Source organism: Nostoc sp. NMS4, assembly GCF_017115095.1.
In the GTDB taxonomy this organism is placed as follows: domain Bacteria; phylum Cyanobacteriota; class Cyanobacteriia; order Cyanobacteriales; family Nostocaceae; genus Nostoc.
In genome coordinates this window covers 1-17,878 of the sequence record NZ_JABXKI010000113.1, presented here as the reverse complement: position 1 = coordinate 17,878, position 17,878 = coordinate 1, and the positions used below count along the sequence as shown (strand labels likewise).

Annotated in this window: 14 protein-coding genes; 7 read left to right on the top strand and 7 right to left on the bottom strand. The window is 40.5% G+C overall.

The window, feature by feature from the left end; genetic code table 11:
* Positions 1-350 precede the first annotated feature (350 nt).
* Positions 351-1,397 carry a PstS family phosphate ABC transporter substrate-binding protein gene (locus HWQ37_RS08700; RefSeq protein WP_292745885.1) on the top strand — a complete coding sequence of 349 codons (1,047 nt, stop codon included), beginning with the start codon at positions 351-353 and terminating at the stop codon, positions 1,395-1,397.
* A 78-nt stretch (positions 1,398-1,475) separates the two neighbouring features.
* Here HWQ37_RS08700 and HWQ37_RS08695 read toward each other — a convergent pair whose 3' ends face one another.
* The gene (locus HWQ37_RS08695) at positions 1,476-2,195 is read right to left on the bottom strand and encodes a Crp/Fnr family transcriptional regulator (protein ID WP_012412419.1); all 720 of its coding nucleotides are present in this window, start codon (positions 2,193-2,195) and stop codon (positions 1,476-1,478) included.
* Positions 2,196-2,720: 525 nt separating this feature from the next.
* On the opposite strand from HWQ37_RS08695, the gene HWQ37_RS08690 reads away from it, so the two are divergent.
* Positions 2,721-3,413: a DALR anticodon-binding domain-containing protein gene (locus HWQ37_RS08690; protein ID WP_465249680.1), complete on the top strand. Its 693-nt coding sequence runs from the start codon at positions 2,721-2,723 to the stop codon at positions 3,411-3,413.
* A 178-nt stretch (positions 3,414-3,591) separates the two neighbouring features.
* On the opposite strand, the gene HWQ37_RS08685 is transcribed toward HWQ37_RS08690, so the two are convergent.
* Both HWQ37_RS08685 and HWQ37_RS08680 read right to left on the bottom strand, forming a co-directional pair.
* Positions 3,592-4,446 (bottom strand): Cof-type HAD-IIB family hydrolase, encoded by an 855-nt coding sequence (locus tag HWQ37_RS08685; RefSeq protein ID WP_292745881.1) that lies wholly within the window; start codon positions 4,444-4,446, stop codon positions 3,592-3,594.
* A gap of 205 nt (positions 4,447-4,651) precedes the next feature.
* The gene (locus HWQ37_RS08680) at positions 4,652-5,356 is read right to left on the bottom strand and encodes a PEP-CTERM sorting domain-containing protein (protein WP_292745879.1); all 705 of its coding nucleotides are present in this window, start codon (positions 5,354-5,356) and stop codon (positions 4,652-4,654) included.
* A 554-nt stretch (positions 5,357-5,910) separates the two neighbouring features.
* Here HWQ37_RS08680 and polA point away from each other — a divergent pair.
* Together polA and HWQ37_RS08670 are read left to right on the top strand one after the other, a co-directional pair.
* On the top strand, positions 5,911-8,856 hold the full coding sequence (polA, locus tag HWQ37_RS08675) for a DNA polymerase I (RefSeq protein ID WP_292745877.1): 2,946 nt from the start codon (positions 5,911-5,913) through the stop codon (positions 8,854-8,856).
* A 277-nt stretch (positions 8,857-9,133) separates the two neighbouring features.
* The gene (locus tag HWQ37_RS08670; RefSeq protein ID WP_292745875.1) at positions 9,134-10,063 is read left to right on the top strand and encodes an ABC transporter substrate-binding protein; all 930 of its coding nucleotides are present in this window, start codon (positions 9,134-9,136) and stop codon (positions 10,061-10,063) included.
* Between the two features lie 118 nt (positions 10,064-10,181).
* Here the strand turns inward: HWQ37_RS08670 and HWQ37_RS08665 are convergent, their stop codons facing one another.
* From HWQ37_RS08665 to HWQ37_RS08650, 4 genes are all read right to left on the bottom strand, one after another.
* On the bottom strand, positions 10,182-11,150 hold the full coding sequence (locus HWQ37_RS08665; RefSeq protein WP_292745976.1) for an FTR1 family iron permease: 969 nt from the start codon (positions 11,148-11,150) through the stop codon (positions 10,182-10,184).
* Between the two features lie 127 nt (positions 11,151-11,277).
* Entirely contained in the window at positions 11,278-11,712 is a 435-nt protein-coding gene (locus tag HWQ37_RS08660; protein WP_292740978.1) for a ferritin-like domain-containing protein, read from the bottom strand.
* A gap of 117 nt (positions 11,713-11,829) precedes the next feature.
* Entirely contained in the window at positions 11,830-12,867 is a 1,038-nt protein-coding gene (locus tag HWQ37_RS08655) for a helix-hairpin-helix domain-containing protein (RefSeq protein WP_292745873.1), read from the bottom strand.
* A gap of 170 nt (positions 12,868-13,037) precedes the next feature.
* Positions 13,038-14,063, bottom strand: coding sequence for a multicopper oxidase domain-containing protein (locus HWQ37_RS08650; RefSeq protein ID WP_292745871.1), 1,026 nt, complete (start codon positions 14,061-14,063; stop codon positions 13,038-13,040).
* A gap of 707 nt (positions 14,064-14,770) precedes the next feature.
* On the opposite strand from HWQ37_RS08650, the gene HWQ37_RS08645 reads away from it, so the two are divergent.
* The 3 genes from HWQ37_RS08645 to HWQ37_RS08635 form a co-directional block, all read left to right on the top strand.
* On the top strand, positions 14,771-14,962 hold the full coding sequence (locus tag HWQ37_RS08645; protein ID WP_292745869.1) for a CbtB domain-containing protein: 192 nt from the start codon (positions 14,771-14,773) through the stop codon (positions 14,960-14,962).
* A gap of 317 nt (positions 14,963-15,279) precedes the next feature.
* The gene (locus HWQ37_RS08640) at positions 15,280-16,536 is read left to right on the top strand and encodes an RNA-guided endonuclease InsQ/TnpB family protein (RefSeq protein ID WP_292745868.1); all 1,257 of its coding nucleotides are present in this window, start codon (positions 15,280-15,282) and stop codon (positions 16,534-16,536) included.
* Between the two features lie 296 nt (positions 16,537-16,832).
* The coding region (locus tag HWQ37_RS08635; protein WP_292745867.1) for a hypothetical protein at positions 16,833-17,878 on the top strand (1,046 nt) is incomplete at its 3' end.

Here is a 17,878-nt window from a genome sequence, read left to right as displayed (position 1 = left end):
ATTTATTCTTAACAGTACTCAAACCTTGAGATATAGAGACGAATAATCCAGGTGAAATTTATAGGACTTACGTAAGTGTCACAAAAAAATCAGATTTTTAGTTTTTAGTAAGGGCTTTAGCCCTTATTTTGAGGACTAAAGTCCTCTCTGCGAGACGCTACGCGAACACTACAAACTGAAAATAATATGCCAGTTGCGTAAGTCCTGATTTATTATCCCTTGGCTTCTAAAGGAATCAGAAGTTAGGATTTGTCATTATTTGCTAATAAAACACCCATCCTCCAAATACAATCTCAAGTAGCAAGAATCAAGCAAGCACTTATATTGAATGGACGCGGGGGTAATTTTCTATGTCCCAAAAAAATGAAACACCTATTCTTGTATTATCAATTCTGATTACAGTTGGGTTAATAGCTGGCGGTTTTTGGTGGTTCAGCAGAAAGTCTGGTCTGGAGCTAAATAAAATTAATCCTAGTAGCACCAAAACGCCCGAAGCCGTATCAGAACAACCTAGTGGCAATACTTTCACTTCAGTAAAGGATGTTCCTACAGGATTATTTAATTACGGAGGTAGTACATCTTGGGCACCGATTCGACTAATAGTTGATCCAGCAATTCAAGCCGCACGGCCAGAGTTACGGCTGCGCTATGTAGAACCCAGTAATGCATCTCCTGGTTCTGGTACTGGCATTAATTCCCTGATAGATGGTCAATTAGCTTTTGCTCAGTCGTCCCGACCAATTCTAGACCCGGAATTAAGCCGCGCCCAGCAACGTGGATTCAGTTTGAAACAAATTCCTGTGGCAATTGATGGTTTAGCTGTCGCAGTTAATCCCAGCCTGAATATCCCAGGACTAACGCTAGAACAGTTAAAGTCAATTTACATAGGCAAAATCAATAATTGGAGTCAGGTGGGCGGCCCCAATATCCCGATAAAGCCCTATTCCCGCCGCCTTACTGATGGCGGTACAGTCGAACTTTTTGTCCAAGACATCTTGGGTGGTCAAGCTTTCAGCTCCAATGTGGAATTTATCTCCACAACCACCCAAGCCTTGCAAAAATTGGCTGGTAGTCCTGGTAGCATCTACTACGCTTCTGCCCCAGAGGTGATTCCTCAATGCTCAATCAAAGCCTTACCGTTGGGGCGCACGCAAGGGCAATACATTGCACCATACCAAGAACCTTCTGTCCTCCCGTCTGAATGTCCTGGTAAGCGGAACAAGTTGAACATTGAGGCTTTCCAATCAGGGAAATACCCGATTACCCGCAGTCTGTTTGTGGTGGTCAAACAGAATGGTCAGACTGAGCAGCAAGCAGGTGTCGCTTACGCCAATTTACTGCTGACTGAGCAGGGACAGGAATTGATTACCCAAGCGGGATTTGTCAAAATTCGCTGACAATAGCGATCGCTTCTAGCGGAGTCTAGCTCATCGCACTCAGACAGAGTGGCGGAAATCGCCGCTCTGAACTGTACCTTAACCAGCTCTATTAATCGACTCTGCTGGCAAGCAAATGAGATTATCCCCTTGAGTCAGGATTAAACCACGTTGACGCAGCTTACCCATCAAGCGGGTGACGGTGACACGAGTGGAACCAATCGCGCTACCAATTTGGGCATGAGTGAGGGGAAAGGGCAGACAATAACCGCGAATCACATCAGGGTCGGTGTCGCTCATTGCTGGCTCTCCATATTCCTCAATTAACAATGTGAGAAATCCTAAGAGTCGGTCAATTGTGCGGCGTTGTCCCAAGGCACTCAGCCACAGCAGCTTACGCTGGTGCTGATACCTAAAGGCATCCATAACTTCCCGACGGAAGTGAGGCCAATTGTCTAAATCGTGCCAGTACATCCACAACACCGCAGTTTGGTCAACATGGGCGTAAGCCTGGAGTGTGAATGGTGATTGAGCAACAATTTCAAATGGCTGTCCCGCTCCCACAAAACCCAAGAACGCTTCTTCTGGAGTTCTGTTGATTCGTCGAGACGTTAACTGACTAGCAGTCGCACTAACTTGGGCGGTTCCTACCATGCGGATCGCACCCCTTTGCACCAAATACAGCAATCCAGGCCGGGCTGGAATGCGCTCATCTTTGCTAAAGGTGCGGCAACGGTAGTGTTCTTGAGCCCAGTCAAGAATGCGTTGCCAAGTCAAAAAAGGCCGTGATGCCTCAGAAAAGGAGGATGGAGATTGCATAGGTAACAAAGAGCGTTCGGCTGAAGACAAAGACGTAAATAAAAGGGTGCAAGGAGTGTCTTTGTGTTGACGAGGCAGGCCTAACGCCTAACAGCGCCAGCCAATCCAAAGAATAGAAAGCAAATTACTCTCTACTCTTTTGTTATACTTCCTACTGTACAATGATGGTAGTAAAGTTTACTTACTATTCATCGATTATTCATCAAATTTTATCCTCTTCTCATTTTTCTTCATCTAAATTAAATTTATACCGTAAGAGAGATGACAGAAAAGTAACAAATATATCTTACATGACTGTTTAAATAGTATTACGTGCATTATAGATTACCAGTTAGCAAATATACGTCAATCAAGCAGCTATTGTATAGTTATTTAATAAAATCACTAAGCATTGATACTTATAAATCAGAAAACAGATGCATAGAAGATGAAATAATACATCTATATAAAGGTAGAGATGATAATAGAGTTTTCTATACCTCAAGTGTGTCTCTGCGACTATCAAAATCTCAGAATCGAAAAGCGATGGAGCTTGCCAGTGCGATCGCCTCTGATTTATCAGGGATTTGTGAGGACGTTTTTAGCATCCAAATAGTTCCCCCTGGTTGGATAAATTTTGAATTAACTCACTCAACCTTGGCGACTTGGTTACAAAGTCTCGTAGTCGGCAGTGGGGGAGCAATCAATTCAAAATTCAAAATTCAAAATTCAAAATTAAAGAACTTCTGCCTCCTGCCTTCTCTTTCCCAATGCCCAATGCCCCATGCCCAATTCGCTATTCAATATGCTCATGCACGCTGCTGTTCGTTAGTGCTTCTGGCTCATCGAGAGGGATTGATAAAACTTAGAGAACCAGTTGCAAATAGTAGTCCAGCTTTTTGGGATGTTATCTCTCCTAACCCTCTACCTTGGCTTAATTGGGATGGAACACCACGGCTAAATCATCCAGATGAGCGTCGTCTAATTGGCGAATTAATACAAGTGGTAGACAACATAGAGTGTCCTGATGTTAGCGGTTCTGTGAAATGGGAGAAAGTAGCGCTGAATTTGAGCCAAGCTTTTGAAAAGTTTTGGTCTAATTGCCGGATTTGGGGTGAGGTGAAAATTACCTCGCCAGAACTGGCCCAAGCTAGACTCGGATTGCTCATGGCTACTCAGTCAGTATTAAGATTTGTCCTAGAAGAAAGTCTGGGGGTTTTTGCGCCTTTGGAGCTATAAATCGGTAATGTCGCTTAGACAAAAATAAAAACTTTTTATATAGCTATTGACTCAATGCACCACCTCGGCTAAATTAGCAGGTGTGTGAGGAGCGAACCAGCAGGGGCACCGAGACGAAACACGGCAAGTCGTCGGTGTCCTTTCTGATTTCTATGGGTTTAGATTTGAAAAAATGCCTTCACCATAGCAAAAACTTTTCAATTGCTACTGCTGCCCCATCTGACTCTACGCTAGGAGCTACCCAGTTAGCGATCGCTTTTACTCCTGCTGGTGCATTGCCCATAGCTACACCAAGTCCGGCATACTCCAGCATTTCCAGATCATTGAAGTTATCGCCAATCGCCATAACGTTGGCTAATTGTAATCCCAGCAATTCTTCGGCTAGGTAACGTATAGCAGTCCCTTTATTTACAGAGGCGTTAGTGGCTTCAAAAAAGGTAGCAACAGAGGTTGTCAGATAAAGTTCAGCAGGTGTGTATTGGCGGCGTAAATTTCCCAATAGCTTGTCGATTATATCTATGTCATCTGACAAAGCAAGAATTTTTGTCGGTTCATTCGTTAAGGCTTGACGCAAATCACCCACAGGAATCGGGATAACACCAGAACGTTCTGCATAAATTTGGGTTTCTCTGGTTAACTCACGGACGTAGAGTTGATCGTTGATGTAAAAGTGAACAGATAGAAGCGATCGCAACTCTGGCTGTTCAAAATAGTCGAGTAACTGGTGGGCGATTTCTTTGGGAACAACCCAATGGCGATGAATTTTTTCAGCGATCGGGTCTTGAATCCAGGCTCCCTGATAGGCCATTAATGGTAGGGTAGAGCCGATTTCTTGGTGGAAGCGCAAGGCTGAACGATACATCCGACCTGTAGCGATCGCCACTTGAATTCCTCGTGCTTGGGCTGCAAAGATTGCTTGCTTTACAGGTTCGCTGATCGTGTTAGAGTCTCCTGCGATCGTGCCATCTATATCCAAAACTAGTAGTTTAATTTCTTTTGCAGCAGCCTGATTGTCAGTAGATGCTTTCTGCATAATTTCCTAGATTTTAAGTTCCAGTAAGAGGTTAACAGGCTCTAGCGACCAGTGGGGAGTAGTAGAAAAAATTAGGTAAGTCTTAAAAATTATGGCTAATAGGCGCAATAAAAAACCCGATTCTCGAAAAAATCGGGTTTTTTTATTTAAATTAGATTGCCCGATCGATAAATAGGGTGGAAAAAACCTACCTATTTAATAAAGTCTATGAATTGGGCATTTTTAGCCAGCTTTTTTTGCGTTGTGACAACAAACAAAGCCCAGCAATTAAACCAATTCCAAGTGTTGTAGAGGATTCAGGTACTGCTTTAACATCGTAGTCATAAGTTACTTGGATACCTGCTTTAGCATAAGTATCAATATAGGATCTCATGTTGCCTGAACCCGTAACTACTGAGTTGGCTAAAGCTGAGAACAAAAAATCCACGTCACCATTACCAGTCAAAGACTGCAAGAATTGAGTATTGGTGAAAGACTGAGTAGCAGATTGTGTGGCAGTTAAGTTAGAAATAGTCTTTCCAGAAGTGCCACTATAATCAGTGATCTTGTCATATTTACCAGCTTGATAACTCGATACATCTTGGGGATTGAGCGCAAACAGAGACTGATTATTTAGTTGTAAGCTGAGTTGACTAGCAAGATTTACTGTTACCTGAGTCGCTGTTGGACTCCTGTTTTCAAAACCTGCATTTCCAAGTATGTCGCCAGTAAAACTTATGGTTACACCCTTGAGCGTACCCAGAGATGAGTTAAATTTTTGGACGCTCAGAGGTGCATCAATGATATTTGTGAAATCGTAATTAGTGGAACTGGTGTAGGAGAGAGAAGCTGCATTAGCTGCTCCAGATGTTGCAACAATTCCTGCCAAGGTTGTGGCAGCAGCTAGAGTATTGAATAGTTTTGTTGTCATGGATAAGAGATGCCTTTCTCAAACGAATCATTACGGAATTACTAACCTATTTCTAACTCTGAAACTTTGTTTGTAGTCTTGATAAATACACGTAACTTTATGTAAAGTTATTATGTTTAAATTCCTTCGACAAATAGACTTTTTGATTGGTATACATAAAGTTTTGTTAAGTGTAAAAGGTTTGATAGTGGTAATCTTATGTCGAAATATTAAGCTAGTTTTTGTTTGTTTCTGAGAAGTAAGCTAGGTCAACATAATTAAACATAAAAGGCTCAGGACATAGATCCCCGACTTCTGATGATAAATTGGGGATCTAGTTACTATGTGGTTAATATGCTTATACTCACGTACTTAATTGGGCTGGCATCCCTGCCAAAAGGTGGTTCTACTTGGCTTCCGTACTAAAGCTGTAAATGCGTAGAGATAATCTTGTCTAAAATTATACGTAATATTAACTTGTATGTCAAAACGGGGCTATTATCACCAAAGCTTCTGGTTGAACGAGCATCTGAAATTGCTAACTATGTGACAAAGCTTCTGGCTAAAATAGGGCTATGTCTGAAACTTTCACTTCTGCAACTGCAACACGCCCCACGTTCATCCTCGTAGATGGACACTCGCTGGCTTATCGTTCCTACTTTGCTTTCGCCAAAGGGCGAGATGGAGGACTGCGTACTAAAGCAGGGATTCCTACCAGTATATGTTTTGGTTTTGTGAAGTGCCTGTTGGAAGTAATGGCAACACAACAGCCTCAAGCAATGGCGATCGCTTTTGATTTGGGTGAGGCAACTTTTCGCCACGAAGCTGACGATACTTATAAAGCCGATCGCCCGGAAACGCCGGAAGACTTCATTCCCGACTTAGAAAACCTGCATGAGTTGTTGAATGGCTTCAATCTACCCTTTTTCACTGCCCCTGGTTTTGAGGCTGATGATATTTTGGGAACCTTAGCACAGCGAGTCACTGCGGCTGGTTATAGGGTGAAGATTCTCACTGGCGATCGCGATTTATTTCAACTAATCGACTCTGACAAAGAAATCACTGTTTTAAATTTTAGTCCAGATGCCCTCAAGCGCTCTACAAATAGCATCACAGAATTTGAAGCAGAACAAGTCAAAGAGAAGATGGGCGTTTTGCCTTCACAAATTGTTGATTTCAAAGCTCTTTGTGGTGATAAATCAGATAATATTCCTGGTGTCAAGGGAATTGGGGAAAAAACAGCAGTGCAACTGCTGAATACCTATGGTTCACTCGATCGTGTTTATGCTGCGTTAGATGAAATTAAAGGCGCAACTCAGAAGAAACTGGCAGCAGGTAAAGAAGATGCCGAGAAGTCTCGCTATTTGGCAACCATAGTTTTAGATGTTCCTATAGAATTTGATTTAGAAGATTGCAAATTAAAAGGCTTTGATACAAGCGTCTTATCACCAATTTTAGAAAAGTTAGAATTTAAGTCTTTTTTAGGCAGGATAAATGACCTTCAGCAGCGTTTTGGTGGCAAAATTGAAGAGAAGCAAGAAGCCAAAACAGACGCAAGTAAGCCTAATTTTACTAACTCAGAATTCAGCGCTAATGAAGATAATGATTTGTGGTTTTTCAGTGCTAGTGATACAGCCGCAGTTCCACAAAAATCTACTTCTCCAATTACACCACACATCATCAATACCGAAGCAAAATTAACCGAGTTAGTGAAAATTTTGCAAAAATTCACTAATCCAGAAACTCCCGTTGCTTGGGATACTGAAACCACCGATTTAGAACCTAGAGATGCTGACTTAGTAGGAATTGGTTGCTGCTGGGGAATGCAACCAGATGAAGTAGCCTATATTCCTGTCGGGCATAAAACTGGGGAAAATTTGCATAAAGATTTGGTGCTAGAAGCATTACGCCCAATTCTCGAAAGTGCTGATTATCCCAAAGCTTTACAAAATGCCAAATTTGACCGCTTAGTTCTCAGGTGTCAAGGAATTAATTTGGCGGGAGTGATATTTGATCCCATGCTGGCAAGTTACATTCTAAATCCCGATTCCAGTCATAATTTGACGGATTTATCGCAACGATATTTGGGATTGATAGCTAAAAGTTACTTAGATTTAGTTCCTAAAGGCAAAACTATCGCTGATATAGATATTCCCGCCGTTGCAGATTACTGCGGGATGGATGCTTATTCTACCTTTGGTTTAGTGTCGAAATTGCGTGAGGATCTGGAGCAATTTCCAGCTTTATCTAAACTATTTGTGGAAGTCGAACAGCCGCTAGAATCAGTTTTAGCCGAAATGGAATATACAGGCGTTCGGATTAATTCAGCTTATTTACAAGAACTTTCGCAGCATTTAGAAACAGAGTTAGCCAGGTTAAAAGAGGAAGCAACTGAAATAGCTGGGGAAAATTTTAACTTGGGTTCTCCCAAGCAACTGAGCCAAATTTTGTTTGAAAAATTGGGACTAAGTACTAGACATTCTCGTAAAATTCAAACTGGCTACTCTACAGATGCGGCAACACTGGAAAGACTTCAAGAAGATGATAAAACTGGATTTGTTGAAGCGATTATTGAGTATCGCACCCTATCTAAATTAAAGTCTACTTATGTTGATGCATTACCTGCGTTGGTGCGTCGAGATACCCAGCGAGTGCATACTGATTTTAATCAAGCAGCAACATCAACTGGTAGGTTATCGTCTTCTAATCCGAATTTACAAAACATTCCCATTCGTACAGCTTTTAGTCGCCAAATTCGTAAGGCGTTTTTACCGGAATCTGGTTGGTTAATGGTGGCTGCTGATTACTCACAAATTGAGTTACGAATATTGGCTCATTTAAGTCAAGAGCCGATATTAGTACAAGCATATCAGCAAAATGAAGATGTTCACACTGTTACGGCGCGGTTAGTATTTGAAAAAGAAAATATCACCTCCGAAGAACGAGGAATGGCGAAAACTATCAACTTTGGTGTGATTTATGGAATGGGTTCTCTGAGGTTTTCGCGTTCAACTGGGATAGATAAGACTATTGCCAACGAGTTCATTAAGCGATTTAATGAACGATATCCGAAAGTATTTGCATATTTGGAACGAGTGAAAAAAGAAGCGATCGCTCTTGGTTATGTAGAAACTATTTTCGGTCGTCGTCGTTACTTTGACTTTACTAATAACAGTTTACGCAAATTAAAAGGCAGTAATCCTGAAGATATCAACCTGAGTAAATTGAAAAATTTGGGTGCTTATGATGCAGGTTTATTACGCTCTGCGGCTAATGCACCAATTCAAGGTTCTAACGCTGATATTATCAAAATTGCAATGGTGAGATTGCATGAGGTTTTGAAGAACTATCAGGCACGTTTGTTGTTGCAAGTTCATGATGAATTAGTATTTGAAATTCCCCCTGATGAGTGGGGAGAATTACAACTGCAAATTAAGTCGGTGATGGAAAATGCAGTCCAGTTGAGTGTCCCGTTGCTGGTAGAGGCGCGTGTTGGTGAAAATTGGATGGAGACGAAGTAAGTTTAACTGGAGATTGGGAGAATTACATTGAGATGGGCGTACATTGGTCTTAGCAGCTACAACAGACCTAATCGATATCAATTTTAAAGGATGCTTTAAAAGTATTGGGCGATTGGAAATCGCAGCTACACAAACAAAGTCCACCTCCGTGGACTAAGAAAAAATTAAGCGTCTTTAACCTGCGGAGGCAGGTTTTGTCTGTGTAGCCGCGACTTTTAGTCGCCAGGGCTTTACAAACATTCTGTTATACATTCTTAGTTATATAAGGAATTTTAATATGCATCGTCGTTGGTTATTATCTGCTTTCGCAATTTTGTTGAGTATAGTTTTAGTTGCTTGCACCACTGCAAATACTCAGCAACCACAAACCAAAGTGGAAAATACTACTGAGGCGACTAACACGAATTCTCAGCAATTATCAAAAGGATCGGCAAAAAGAGTTGTTGCTCTTTCTTCTCTTTCTGCTGATATTATCTCTCGACTTGATCAAACAAAAGTTGTTGGTATTACTGGTAGTAAATTATTTAAGAATGACTCAAGATTCAAGGATATTCCCCGCGTTAGTGAAGGGCAAAGTCCACCAAATTTAGAGAAAGTGGTAGCACTGAAGCCAGATTTAGTTATTGGTGCTGAAGGTTTTTCTAACATCCCAATTCAAAAACTTCAGCAGCTAGGAATTCAAACTTTGCTCACTAAGGTGAATAGCTGGAAATCTCTAGAAGAACTTACTAAAAAACTGGCTGTGTTAATTAATGCCGATCCTCAGCCTTTGTTAAACCGTTATAAAACTTTCTTGCCAGAAAAGCCAACTCAGGGTTTTTCTACTCTTGCGCTGGTTAGTCGTCAACCAATTTTAGCGCCGAATAAAAACAGTTGGGCAGGAGATTTGCTAGCGAAATTTCAGGCGAAAAATATAGCCGCAGATTTACAGGGTAAAAGTCCAGTTGGCGGCTATGTGACGCTTTCGGCTGAGAAAGTTTTAGAAGCAAATCCAGAGGTAATAATTTTAGTTAATCCTCCACAGGGAAATTCAGAAGTAGGGCTTTTAGATTCTTTGAAAAAGGAAGCTTTTTGGCAGCAATTGCAAGCAACTAAAAATAACCGAGTTTATGTGTTTGATTATTTTGGTCTGGTGAATCCAGGAAGTATAGATGCAATTGAAAAGGCTTGTCAGCAACTTAAGAAAGCGTTGTTTGTAACACAATAAGTGTAATTTAAAATCGTAAGGATTGAGCTTCTACTTTGATGATGAATAGGGGAGGCGGAGCCTCCCAATAGGCATTCCCAGTCGGAGACTGGGAAAGAGGCAACGAGACAAAAAAATTTTAATCTTTTGCAGAACTAATCGGTTTTTGAGGAAAGGGAATATTCTTTTTAGCTTTAGGAGAAGCACCTCCAAGGCTGCGGAAATACAGTCCTCCAACGGTGAGTAAAAATGTCACATATCCTACTGCTTGCACAAGATAGAGATTGTCTCTATAACCAAATAAAGATTTGAGAATAATGCCAGGAAACTGTTCGTCAGGCAAGATTGTGGAAGTATTGGAAACCATTGGCCCCAAAATACAGGAGTGGATTTTTGTAAAACGTTCGTAATAGAAACAAAGGCCTTCTGTAGCACGACTGCTAAGGGCAAGGTTAGCCACGGCTTCGTCAAAATGTTTCAAACCTGAAACTACTAATCCAGCGACAATCAACACTAATAAAACGCCCATTACCTGGAAAAATTGGCGGATGTTAATGTTGACACCCCATTTAAATAACAGCACTCCAATGGCAGATGCGGCTACTAAACCACCAATAGCGCCCAATGCTGGCATTAATCCCTGTTGAAAATTAGCTGCAACAAACAGAACAGTTTCAAAGCCTTCGCGGACAACGGCAATTAAAATTAAGCTAAAAACACCCCAGCCAGAATTTGAGTTTTGTGTCAGCGCTTCTGTTACTGCTCCCTCAACTGTAGCTTTCATGAATCTGGCTTGTTTAGTCATCCAGATTAGCATCCAACTGAGCATTGCGATCGCTAATACACTAAACACACCCTCCAACGCTGGCTCAACTACGGTGGTGTATTGCGGATTTGCGGCTCCTAATATTTGAATTACCCAACTGAATAGCACACCTATTAAGGCACTGACGACAATGCCAACACCGACACCAGCATATACCCAAGAGTTGAGTCGGGATTGTTTAGCTTTTTTCAGCAAAGCCAGCACAATACCAACAACAAGGGCAGCTTCTACTCCTTCTCGGAGTGTGATTACAAAAGTAGGTAGAGCAGTACTAAAATTCATCTTTTGTCCTTTATCTTTTATCATTAGTCATTAGTCCTTCGTCCTTTGTCCTTTGTCCTTTGTCATCTGTCCTTTGAATTTCTTTTTGACTAATGACCAATGACTAATGACTAATGACTAATAACTATTAACTAAAATCGCGTAGCATTTTTTTCAGTTCAAGATTATGCATCTCTTCTTGTCCAATCATACCGCGAGCGAATTCTTCAAGATAAATGCTGGCATTGGTGACAGTATCAAGCAATTTTTTATACAGTTCCAATGCCTTTTTTTCATGGGATAAGCTTTCTTCCAAGATATCCTTGACTTTATGCTGGTAGGTTTCTTCCATTGGGGCAATTTTCAGGGAGGGATGCCCATCTAAACCGGTGAGAATTTCTCCTACTTGTTCGGCATGAAGTAAAGATTCACTTGCCTGTGCTTTGAAAAAAGCCACAATTGGAATACGGTTAGGGCCAGTTACCATCAAAGAATAATGTGTGTAGCGCACTACCCCTGCTAGTTCAAATTCCATGATGGCGTTCAGCAGGTCAATAGTCTTTTTATGGTCAAGTTCTTGCATCAGTTGTTAGTTAAAGTAACGAAGGGAGTGTAATTAGTTAGGAGTTCGTAATTCGTAATTCCTAATGATTTCCTCATTTTAAACTTCTTAACCTATACTTCCCATTAAATCAAAGTTTTATCGCTGTGCTTGGGTATTAGATTTGTCAACCACTTTTTGAGAGTTTTCCTCAATGGTTTTGATCAACTTGGTAACATCATTAGGTGTTTTGACTGCTTTTGCTGGTGGAATAGCACTAGGCCAAACTTTTATTAGTTCAGTAAAACTAGCATCGATCGCTTTGTGTGCTTCGGGATCTGCTTGAGCTACTTGACTAGAAATTCCTTTGTATAATTCATTGGCGTAAACGACAAAACCACGGGAGTCTTGATACTCAATTGGTGCGGTTATTTTACCATTTGCGATCGCAGCGCGATATTCGGAGTTGGCTGAATCTAGTAGTTCGTTAATTACCTGTAGCGCAAATCCTGGTTTTGAACGTTGAGCTTCTGGCAAAGCTGCGATCGCTCCGTCAACTGCTTGCACTGAAGAAGTAAAATTAGTTTTAACTTTGCTATCCTTCGGATTAGATTTAACTAAATCTTGCAAACTTACCAATGTTGTCTTAAATTCTTTGACTTTGCGTTCATTCAATTGATCTTCGACATCAACATAAATCTCCTCAACTGGATGCCCAATATGAGGTTCTGCCTGTTTCGGCTGATTTTGATCGAGCAGTTCTTTTGCTACCAAAAGATGCCCTTTCATTAAGCCTAATTTAGACATATAATCAACATCTTTTGCCTCGCCTGTGAGTACAACTTCTTGAACACCAACCTGGTCTTTAATTTGGTCAAACTGCTCTTGAGTAATTACTTTTTTAGTAACTAAATCTTCTGGGCTACCATAAGGGCGATTTGCCTGGATTTTGTTCGATAATGCCGGAACACCTAGCTTTCCTTCAAATTTATCTAGTTCTGACAAAATAGCAGTGTTAATGTTAATTTTTTCTTTACTACTATGACCGCTATGGCTGTTATTACTGACTGCCTCTGTAGCTGGAGGGCTAGCAACTGGTGCTGATGGATTTTCTGCGGTTGGGGTATTACTACAGGAACTCAAGGTAACTATTACGGCTGCTGCTGCTGCTAAACATATATAACGAAGTTTTATCATTTTTGATCCTCACACAAATTAAAAGGTATTAATTGAAACATTTCAAACTACTACTAGAAAGTAGTTTGTTTGACAGATTGTCATAGATTTTACTGTTGCATATAATGAGATTTTTTATCAACTACTTGCCAAAACTTTAATAAATTAATTACAAATTACTAATAATATTGTCAGGAATGCTTAACATTATTTTGAGAGTTGCTTTGGGCAAGTACTTCAAATTGACCCATGCAACCGTTTTCGGCGATCGCATCCTGATGGGGATGGAACATATACTTACCTGGATAGCGAAAAGCGAATTCTAAGATGTGCCTTTCTGCGACACCCATCGTAATCACATCTGCTTTCTCGCTAGGAGTCATAGTCATGCCATAGCGATAGACATCAAAGAAGTTGGCGTGGAGATGAAATGTTACTGCCGGATCGTATTCAATGATGTTGAGAACATATAGCCGAATCAACTGATCTTTGTAAATGCCAATGGGATGATGCATGTAATAGTGGGGCAGACCGTTGAAGGCGTAATAATCGTTATGGCTATCATCATTCACGTCATATCCACCCATCACTAGTACGATTTCATCAGCCGGGGGACGGGGAGTAGGCGGATCGATGATAAACATTCCGTACAGTCCCTTGGCAATGTGACGGGTGACTGGTTCAATATGGCAGTGGTATAAGTGAACGCCATAAGGTTCAGCATCAAATTCGTAAATTGTGGCGCTACCATTGCTGATTGGGCGAACACCATCCATTTCTGCTGGATGAATGCCATGAAAATGTAAAGAGTGAGAATGTCCCGCATTATTGAGAAATAGTACCCGGATGCGATCGCCCTCTTTTGCCCGTAGCGTTGGCCCTGGGATGCGACCGTTTAAATCCCAAATGTTGTAAGAGACAGCACTATTCAGTTTAATGATGGAAGTACCAGCAGTTAACTGAAATTCCCGGATAGTCCGCCCATTTTCTCGCTTTACCGTCCCATAATCAAAATCCCTTAACATCTTCATTGGGTTAGTAGCGTCGTCTGGTGCTTCTATATTGAGTGGCGGCACTTTGACGATTGACTTACTTTGTAGATTTAACATCTGCCAAAGTCCAGCTGCACCAGTTACTCCAGCACCTGCTAGGCCGAGCTTCAGTAATTGACGGCGGCTCAAAGGTTTTGTGTTACCCAGAGCGAAGTTGTTGGGCATGACATTTAATTACGGTTAGCGCTCAAAAAGAATTGCAAAAGATTTGCAATTGCTTTTAGATATTAGAGGAATTAATAATTATTGTCAATAATTTTTAAATGCTTCTAAACTGCCAGTTAAGTTGTTAAATCTAGTGCGAGCAAGAATCAGTCCCGAAAAACTCTCGCCAAAATTTTCTGGGTTTTAACTGTATTTATACGCTTAGTTATGTATAAATAATATTCGGATAAAATTAACTGTTTCATGCATATTCCTGATATGCTGATTGCTTCAGCAGTACTTAAAGTACAAAGAATGGGTATAATAACACCTTGGATATGGACGCAAGCAAGAAACTATTCCTAATCTGTAGCGTATTTAATTGGTTTAGAGATAACATAAATCACGTTTCTGCAAATAATTTTGGATATTTGGCAACATGAGTATTTTTAATTTTTATCTGTTACCTTCGTGTTAGCATCGCTGAAAATGCCATCACTCAAAACCGTATGTCATTCTTTTGTTATTTGTATGGACTTTATGTGTAGATTACTGCATTGCGATCGGTCGATGTCAAAGAATAGTATAGTATTCACTAAAGTCGAATTACACAATACATTTGATACACACTTGTCAAATACAAAGTTGATGGTATATCTTTTTGCAATCAAGTGGCGTTATGCCCTTTGATTGATGAATTACCCAAATTTATTATTAGGAGGTCAAAAATGACTACTTTTTCTCATATTTCCCTATTCCAGAAGACCGCAGGTATTACCTTATCCAAACCTGTGCAGGTAACGCTTTATATGATGCTATCTTCTTTAGTTATCTGGACTGTTTTGTTCTCCACCTATCCTGCGGCTCATAACACAACACACTCAGCACGTCACCACACATTAGGCGTTGCATGTCACTAAATTATCATAATCCCAAGATTTTTTATGTACATGAAGCTTTGCTAGGTAACATAACAAAGTTACGACGCTAAAATAGCGCAAATTTAGCGCCAGTATTTTGGCTGGGAAATGACTTTTAGGTTTTGTAGAGATGTTTTGTTTATAAGGGAAATGCTGAAAACCCCTGAGAAACAGCAACGCAGTTGCGTATTTCGTACTTGATTGCTGGGGATGAAAGCTAACTGAGTCCTAAAGGACTCCGTGAAGCTTTGTTTTGCATTGATTGTTAGTTTATGCAAAGCACAATAGCATAAGTATGTAGTTGGTTGGTCGAGCCGATGATAATTTACGAGTTCAAAGTCAAAGGGAAAGACAGGCAGTATCGTGCAATAGATGACGCTATTCGTACTAGTCAGTTCATCCAGAATAAATCTTTGAGATATTGGATGGACAATAAAAATATCACTAAGTACGATCTGAATAAATATTGCGCTGTACTTGCTGCTGAATTTCCCTTTGCTGATGAACTTAATTCAATGGCTAGACAGTCTGCTGCTGAACGTGCGTGGTCAGCCATAGCACGGTTTTACGATAGCGTAGCGGTAGCGAGTCCGCGAGCGTCTAACTGCAAAAAGAAAGTTTTGGGTAAAAGGGGATTCCCTAAGTTTAAAAAACATTGCCGATCAGTTGAATACAAAACTACTGGGTTTAAACTTTCCACTAACCGGAAAGCGATTACTTTCTCTGATAAGAAAGGCATTGGAACTTTAAAACTAAAGGGAACCTACGACCTTAATTACTACGACATTAAGCAAATTAAGCGTGTCCGGTTAGTACGTCGTGCTGATGGCTACTATGTTCAATTTGCGATTGATGTTGAGATTAAAGTTGAGACACGGCCGACTCAACAACTGGTTGGTATTGACTTAGGTTTGAAATATTTCATTGCCGATAGTAAAGGTAATGTAGAACCTGCACCTAAGTTTTACCGCAAGTCCGAGAAAGCCTTGAACCGTGCCAATCGTAAAAAGTCGAAGAAGTTCAGCCCGATAAAGAAAAAAGCCAAGGTTAGACAATCCAACAATTACCACAAAGCTAGAGTTAGGTATGCCCGTAAACATTTAAGGGTAAGTAGGCAACGAAAAGAGTACTGCAAGAGATTAGCATACTCCGTCATCCAATCTAATGATTTGGTAGCCTATGAAGATTTAAATGTGAAAGGGTTGGTTCGTAACCGACATTTAGCTAAATCTATCAGTGATGCTGGATGGTACACTTTCCGACTGTGGTTAGAGTATTTTGGACACAAATATGGGAAAGTAACTATTGCTGTTCCTCCCCACAATACAAGCCAAAATTGTTCTAACTGTGGCGAGAAAGTGAAAAAGTCTCTATCTACAAGAACCCATTTATGCCCCTATTGTGGCTATGTGGCTGATAGAGACTTGAACGCTAGCATCAATATTTTGAAATTAGGATTGAGTACGGTAGGGCATACCGGAATTTACGCTACAGGAGATTTGCCCTCTTGGGCGATTGGCGCAAGCCTGTCGTCTAACGGCGAGTCTATGAATGTAGAATCCCCGTCACTTTAGTGCGGGGAGTGTCAACATCTCTACATCACCTGAACTTAATTTAAGATAATGTCTAATTTATGACTAATTATTTGACTTAGTAATAAGAATCTAGAATAGCTTTTATCCACTACTATTAATGAGATCCCCCTAAATCACCCTTTTTAAGGGGGAATTTAAGAAGTTCCCCCCCCTTAAAAAGGGGGGGGTTAGGGGGGATAAAGAGGTGCTAAAAATAACAACTAACCACTTTTCAAACAACCTCTAAAGTTTCAGTTGCAAAAATTACATAATTTTTACATTTACCGTCAGTTTTTATGAAAAGATATCGAGTTTTTGGAGTTATCAGTGCTGTTTGCATTGCTTTGTCAGTTCTTTATTCCTTTGTGGTAAGTTCCCAAATTCCTACATCCAGAGTTCTACTTTCTACCAACCCACCTTTAGAACGTATTCTTCCTTTTGAAGCAGAAGCAGAAAAAGCACAATCTCCTGTTACTTTAACTTTACAAGCTGTTGATGCTGCGGGGAAATCTTTAACAAATGCCAAAATTAATTTACAAATTTTGACACCGCCACGTAATCCTTGGTTAACAACAGATTTTCCCATTGTTGAGGGAACAACTTTGTTACAAATGAATGCCACTGCACCTGATGGTAAGCTAGAAATTCAGCAGATGTTACCTATACGCGGTACTTACAAACTATTACTTAAAGTGTCACCTTTGGTAGTAAATAGTTTTGCTGCTTATGAACAAACCTTAAATCTGAAAGTTCGGGAAAATCCCATAAAATATAAATATTTTGTTGCGATCGCAGCTATTCTACTATCACTTGGATTGTTAGGTGGTTGGGTTATTGGCGGACAAGAAGAACTACAACAAGGAGAAATTGCACCACAGTCAGTCCGGCTTTTATTAAGTGCATTAACTGTAGTGGCTATAATAACTCTAATAGTTATCAACATTAGTGCAGAAGTTGCAGAAGCTCATGGCAGCGAACATCACTCAATTAGTAGCGAAGCCATTGCACCATCATCTCAAAAATCTCAGGGATTGGAAATTAATATTGAGGGAGATAAAAACGCAACTGTCGGAAAACTTGCGAATTTAGGGTTACAGGTGAAAGATGCTGGAACCGGACAACCTATCACAGATGTAGCTTTACAAGTAAAAGCGATCGCCACAGAACATAATTTAACAGTTTTTGACTACAAAGGTATTCCCGACGAACAAGGTAAGTTAACATGGCTTGAACAATTTTTTGATGGTTCACCCCACAAAATCGAGGTAGAAGCAACTCCTATAGCAGGTTCTAGCCGTCAATTTGCACCAGTGAAGGTAGCACAAGAAGTAGAAGTTGAAGC

What these genes read in the sequence shown, in the direction of transcription:
- HWQ37_RS08700 (WP_292745885.1), top strand. Translation starts at nt 351, where the DNA reads ATGTCCCAAAAAAATGAAACACCTATTCTTGTATTATCAATTCTGATT.
- HWQ37_RS08695 (WP_012412419.1), bottom strand. Translation starts at nt 2,195, where the DNA reads ATGCAATCTCCATCCTCCTTTTCTGAGGCATCACGGCCTTTTTTGACT.
- HWQ37_RS08690 (WP_465249680.1), top strand. Translation starts at nt 2,721, where the DNA reads ATGGAGCTTGCCAGTGCGATCGCCTCTGATTTATCAGGGATTTGTGAG.
- HWQ37_RS08685 (WP_292745881.1), bottom strand. Translation starts at nt 4,446, where the DNA reads ATGCAGAAAGCATCTACTGACAATCAGGCTGCTGCAAAAGAAATTAAA.
- HWQ37_RS08680 (WP_292745879.1), bottom strand. Translation starts at nt 5,356, where the DNA reads ATGACAACAAAACTATTCAATACTCTAGCTGCTGCCACAACCTTGGCA.
- polA (WP_292745877.1), top strand. Translation starts at nt 5,911, where the DNA reads ATGTCTGAAACTTTCACTTCTGCAACTGCAACACGCCCCACGTTCATC.
- HWQ37_RS08670 (WP_292745875.1), top strand. Translation starts at nt 9,134, where the DNA reads ATGCATCGTCGTTGGTTATTATCTGCTTTCGCAATTTTGTTGAGTATA.
- HWQ37_RS08665 (WP_292745976.1), bottom strand. Translation starts at nt 11,150, where the DNA reads ATGAATTTTAGTACTGCTCTACCTACTTTTGTAATCACACTCCGAGAA.
- HWQ37_RS08660 (WP_292740978.1), bottom strand. Translation starts at nt 11,712, where the DNA reads ATGCAAGAACTTGACCATAAAAAGACTATTGACCTGCTGAACGCCATC.
- HWQ37_RS08655 (WP_292745873.1), bottom strand. Translation starts at nt 12,867, where the DNA reads ATGATAAAACTTCGTTATATATGTTTAGCAGCAGCAGCAGCCGTAATA.
- HWQ37_RS08650 (WP_292745871.1), bottom strand. Translation starts at nt 14,063, where the DNA reads ATGCCCAACAACTTCGCTCTGGGTAACACAAAACCTTTGAGCCGCCGT.
- HWQ37_RS08645 (WP_292745869.1), top strand. Translation starts at nt 14,771, where the DNA reads ATGACTACTTTTTCTCATATTTCCCTATTCCAGAAGACCGCAGGTATT.
- HWQ37_RS08640 (WP_292745868.1), top strand. Translation starts at nt 15,280, where the DNA reads ATGATAATTTACGAGTTCAAAGTCAAAGGGAAAGACAGGCAGTATCGT.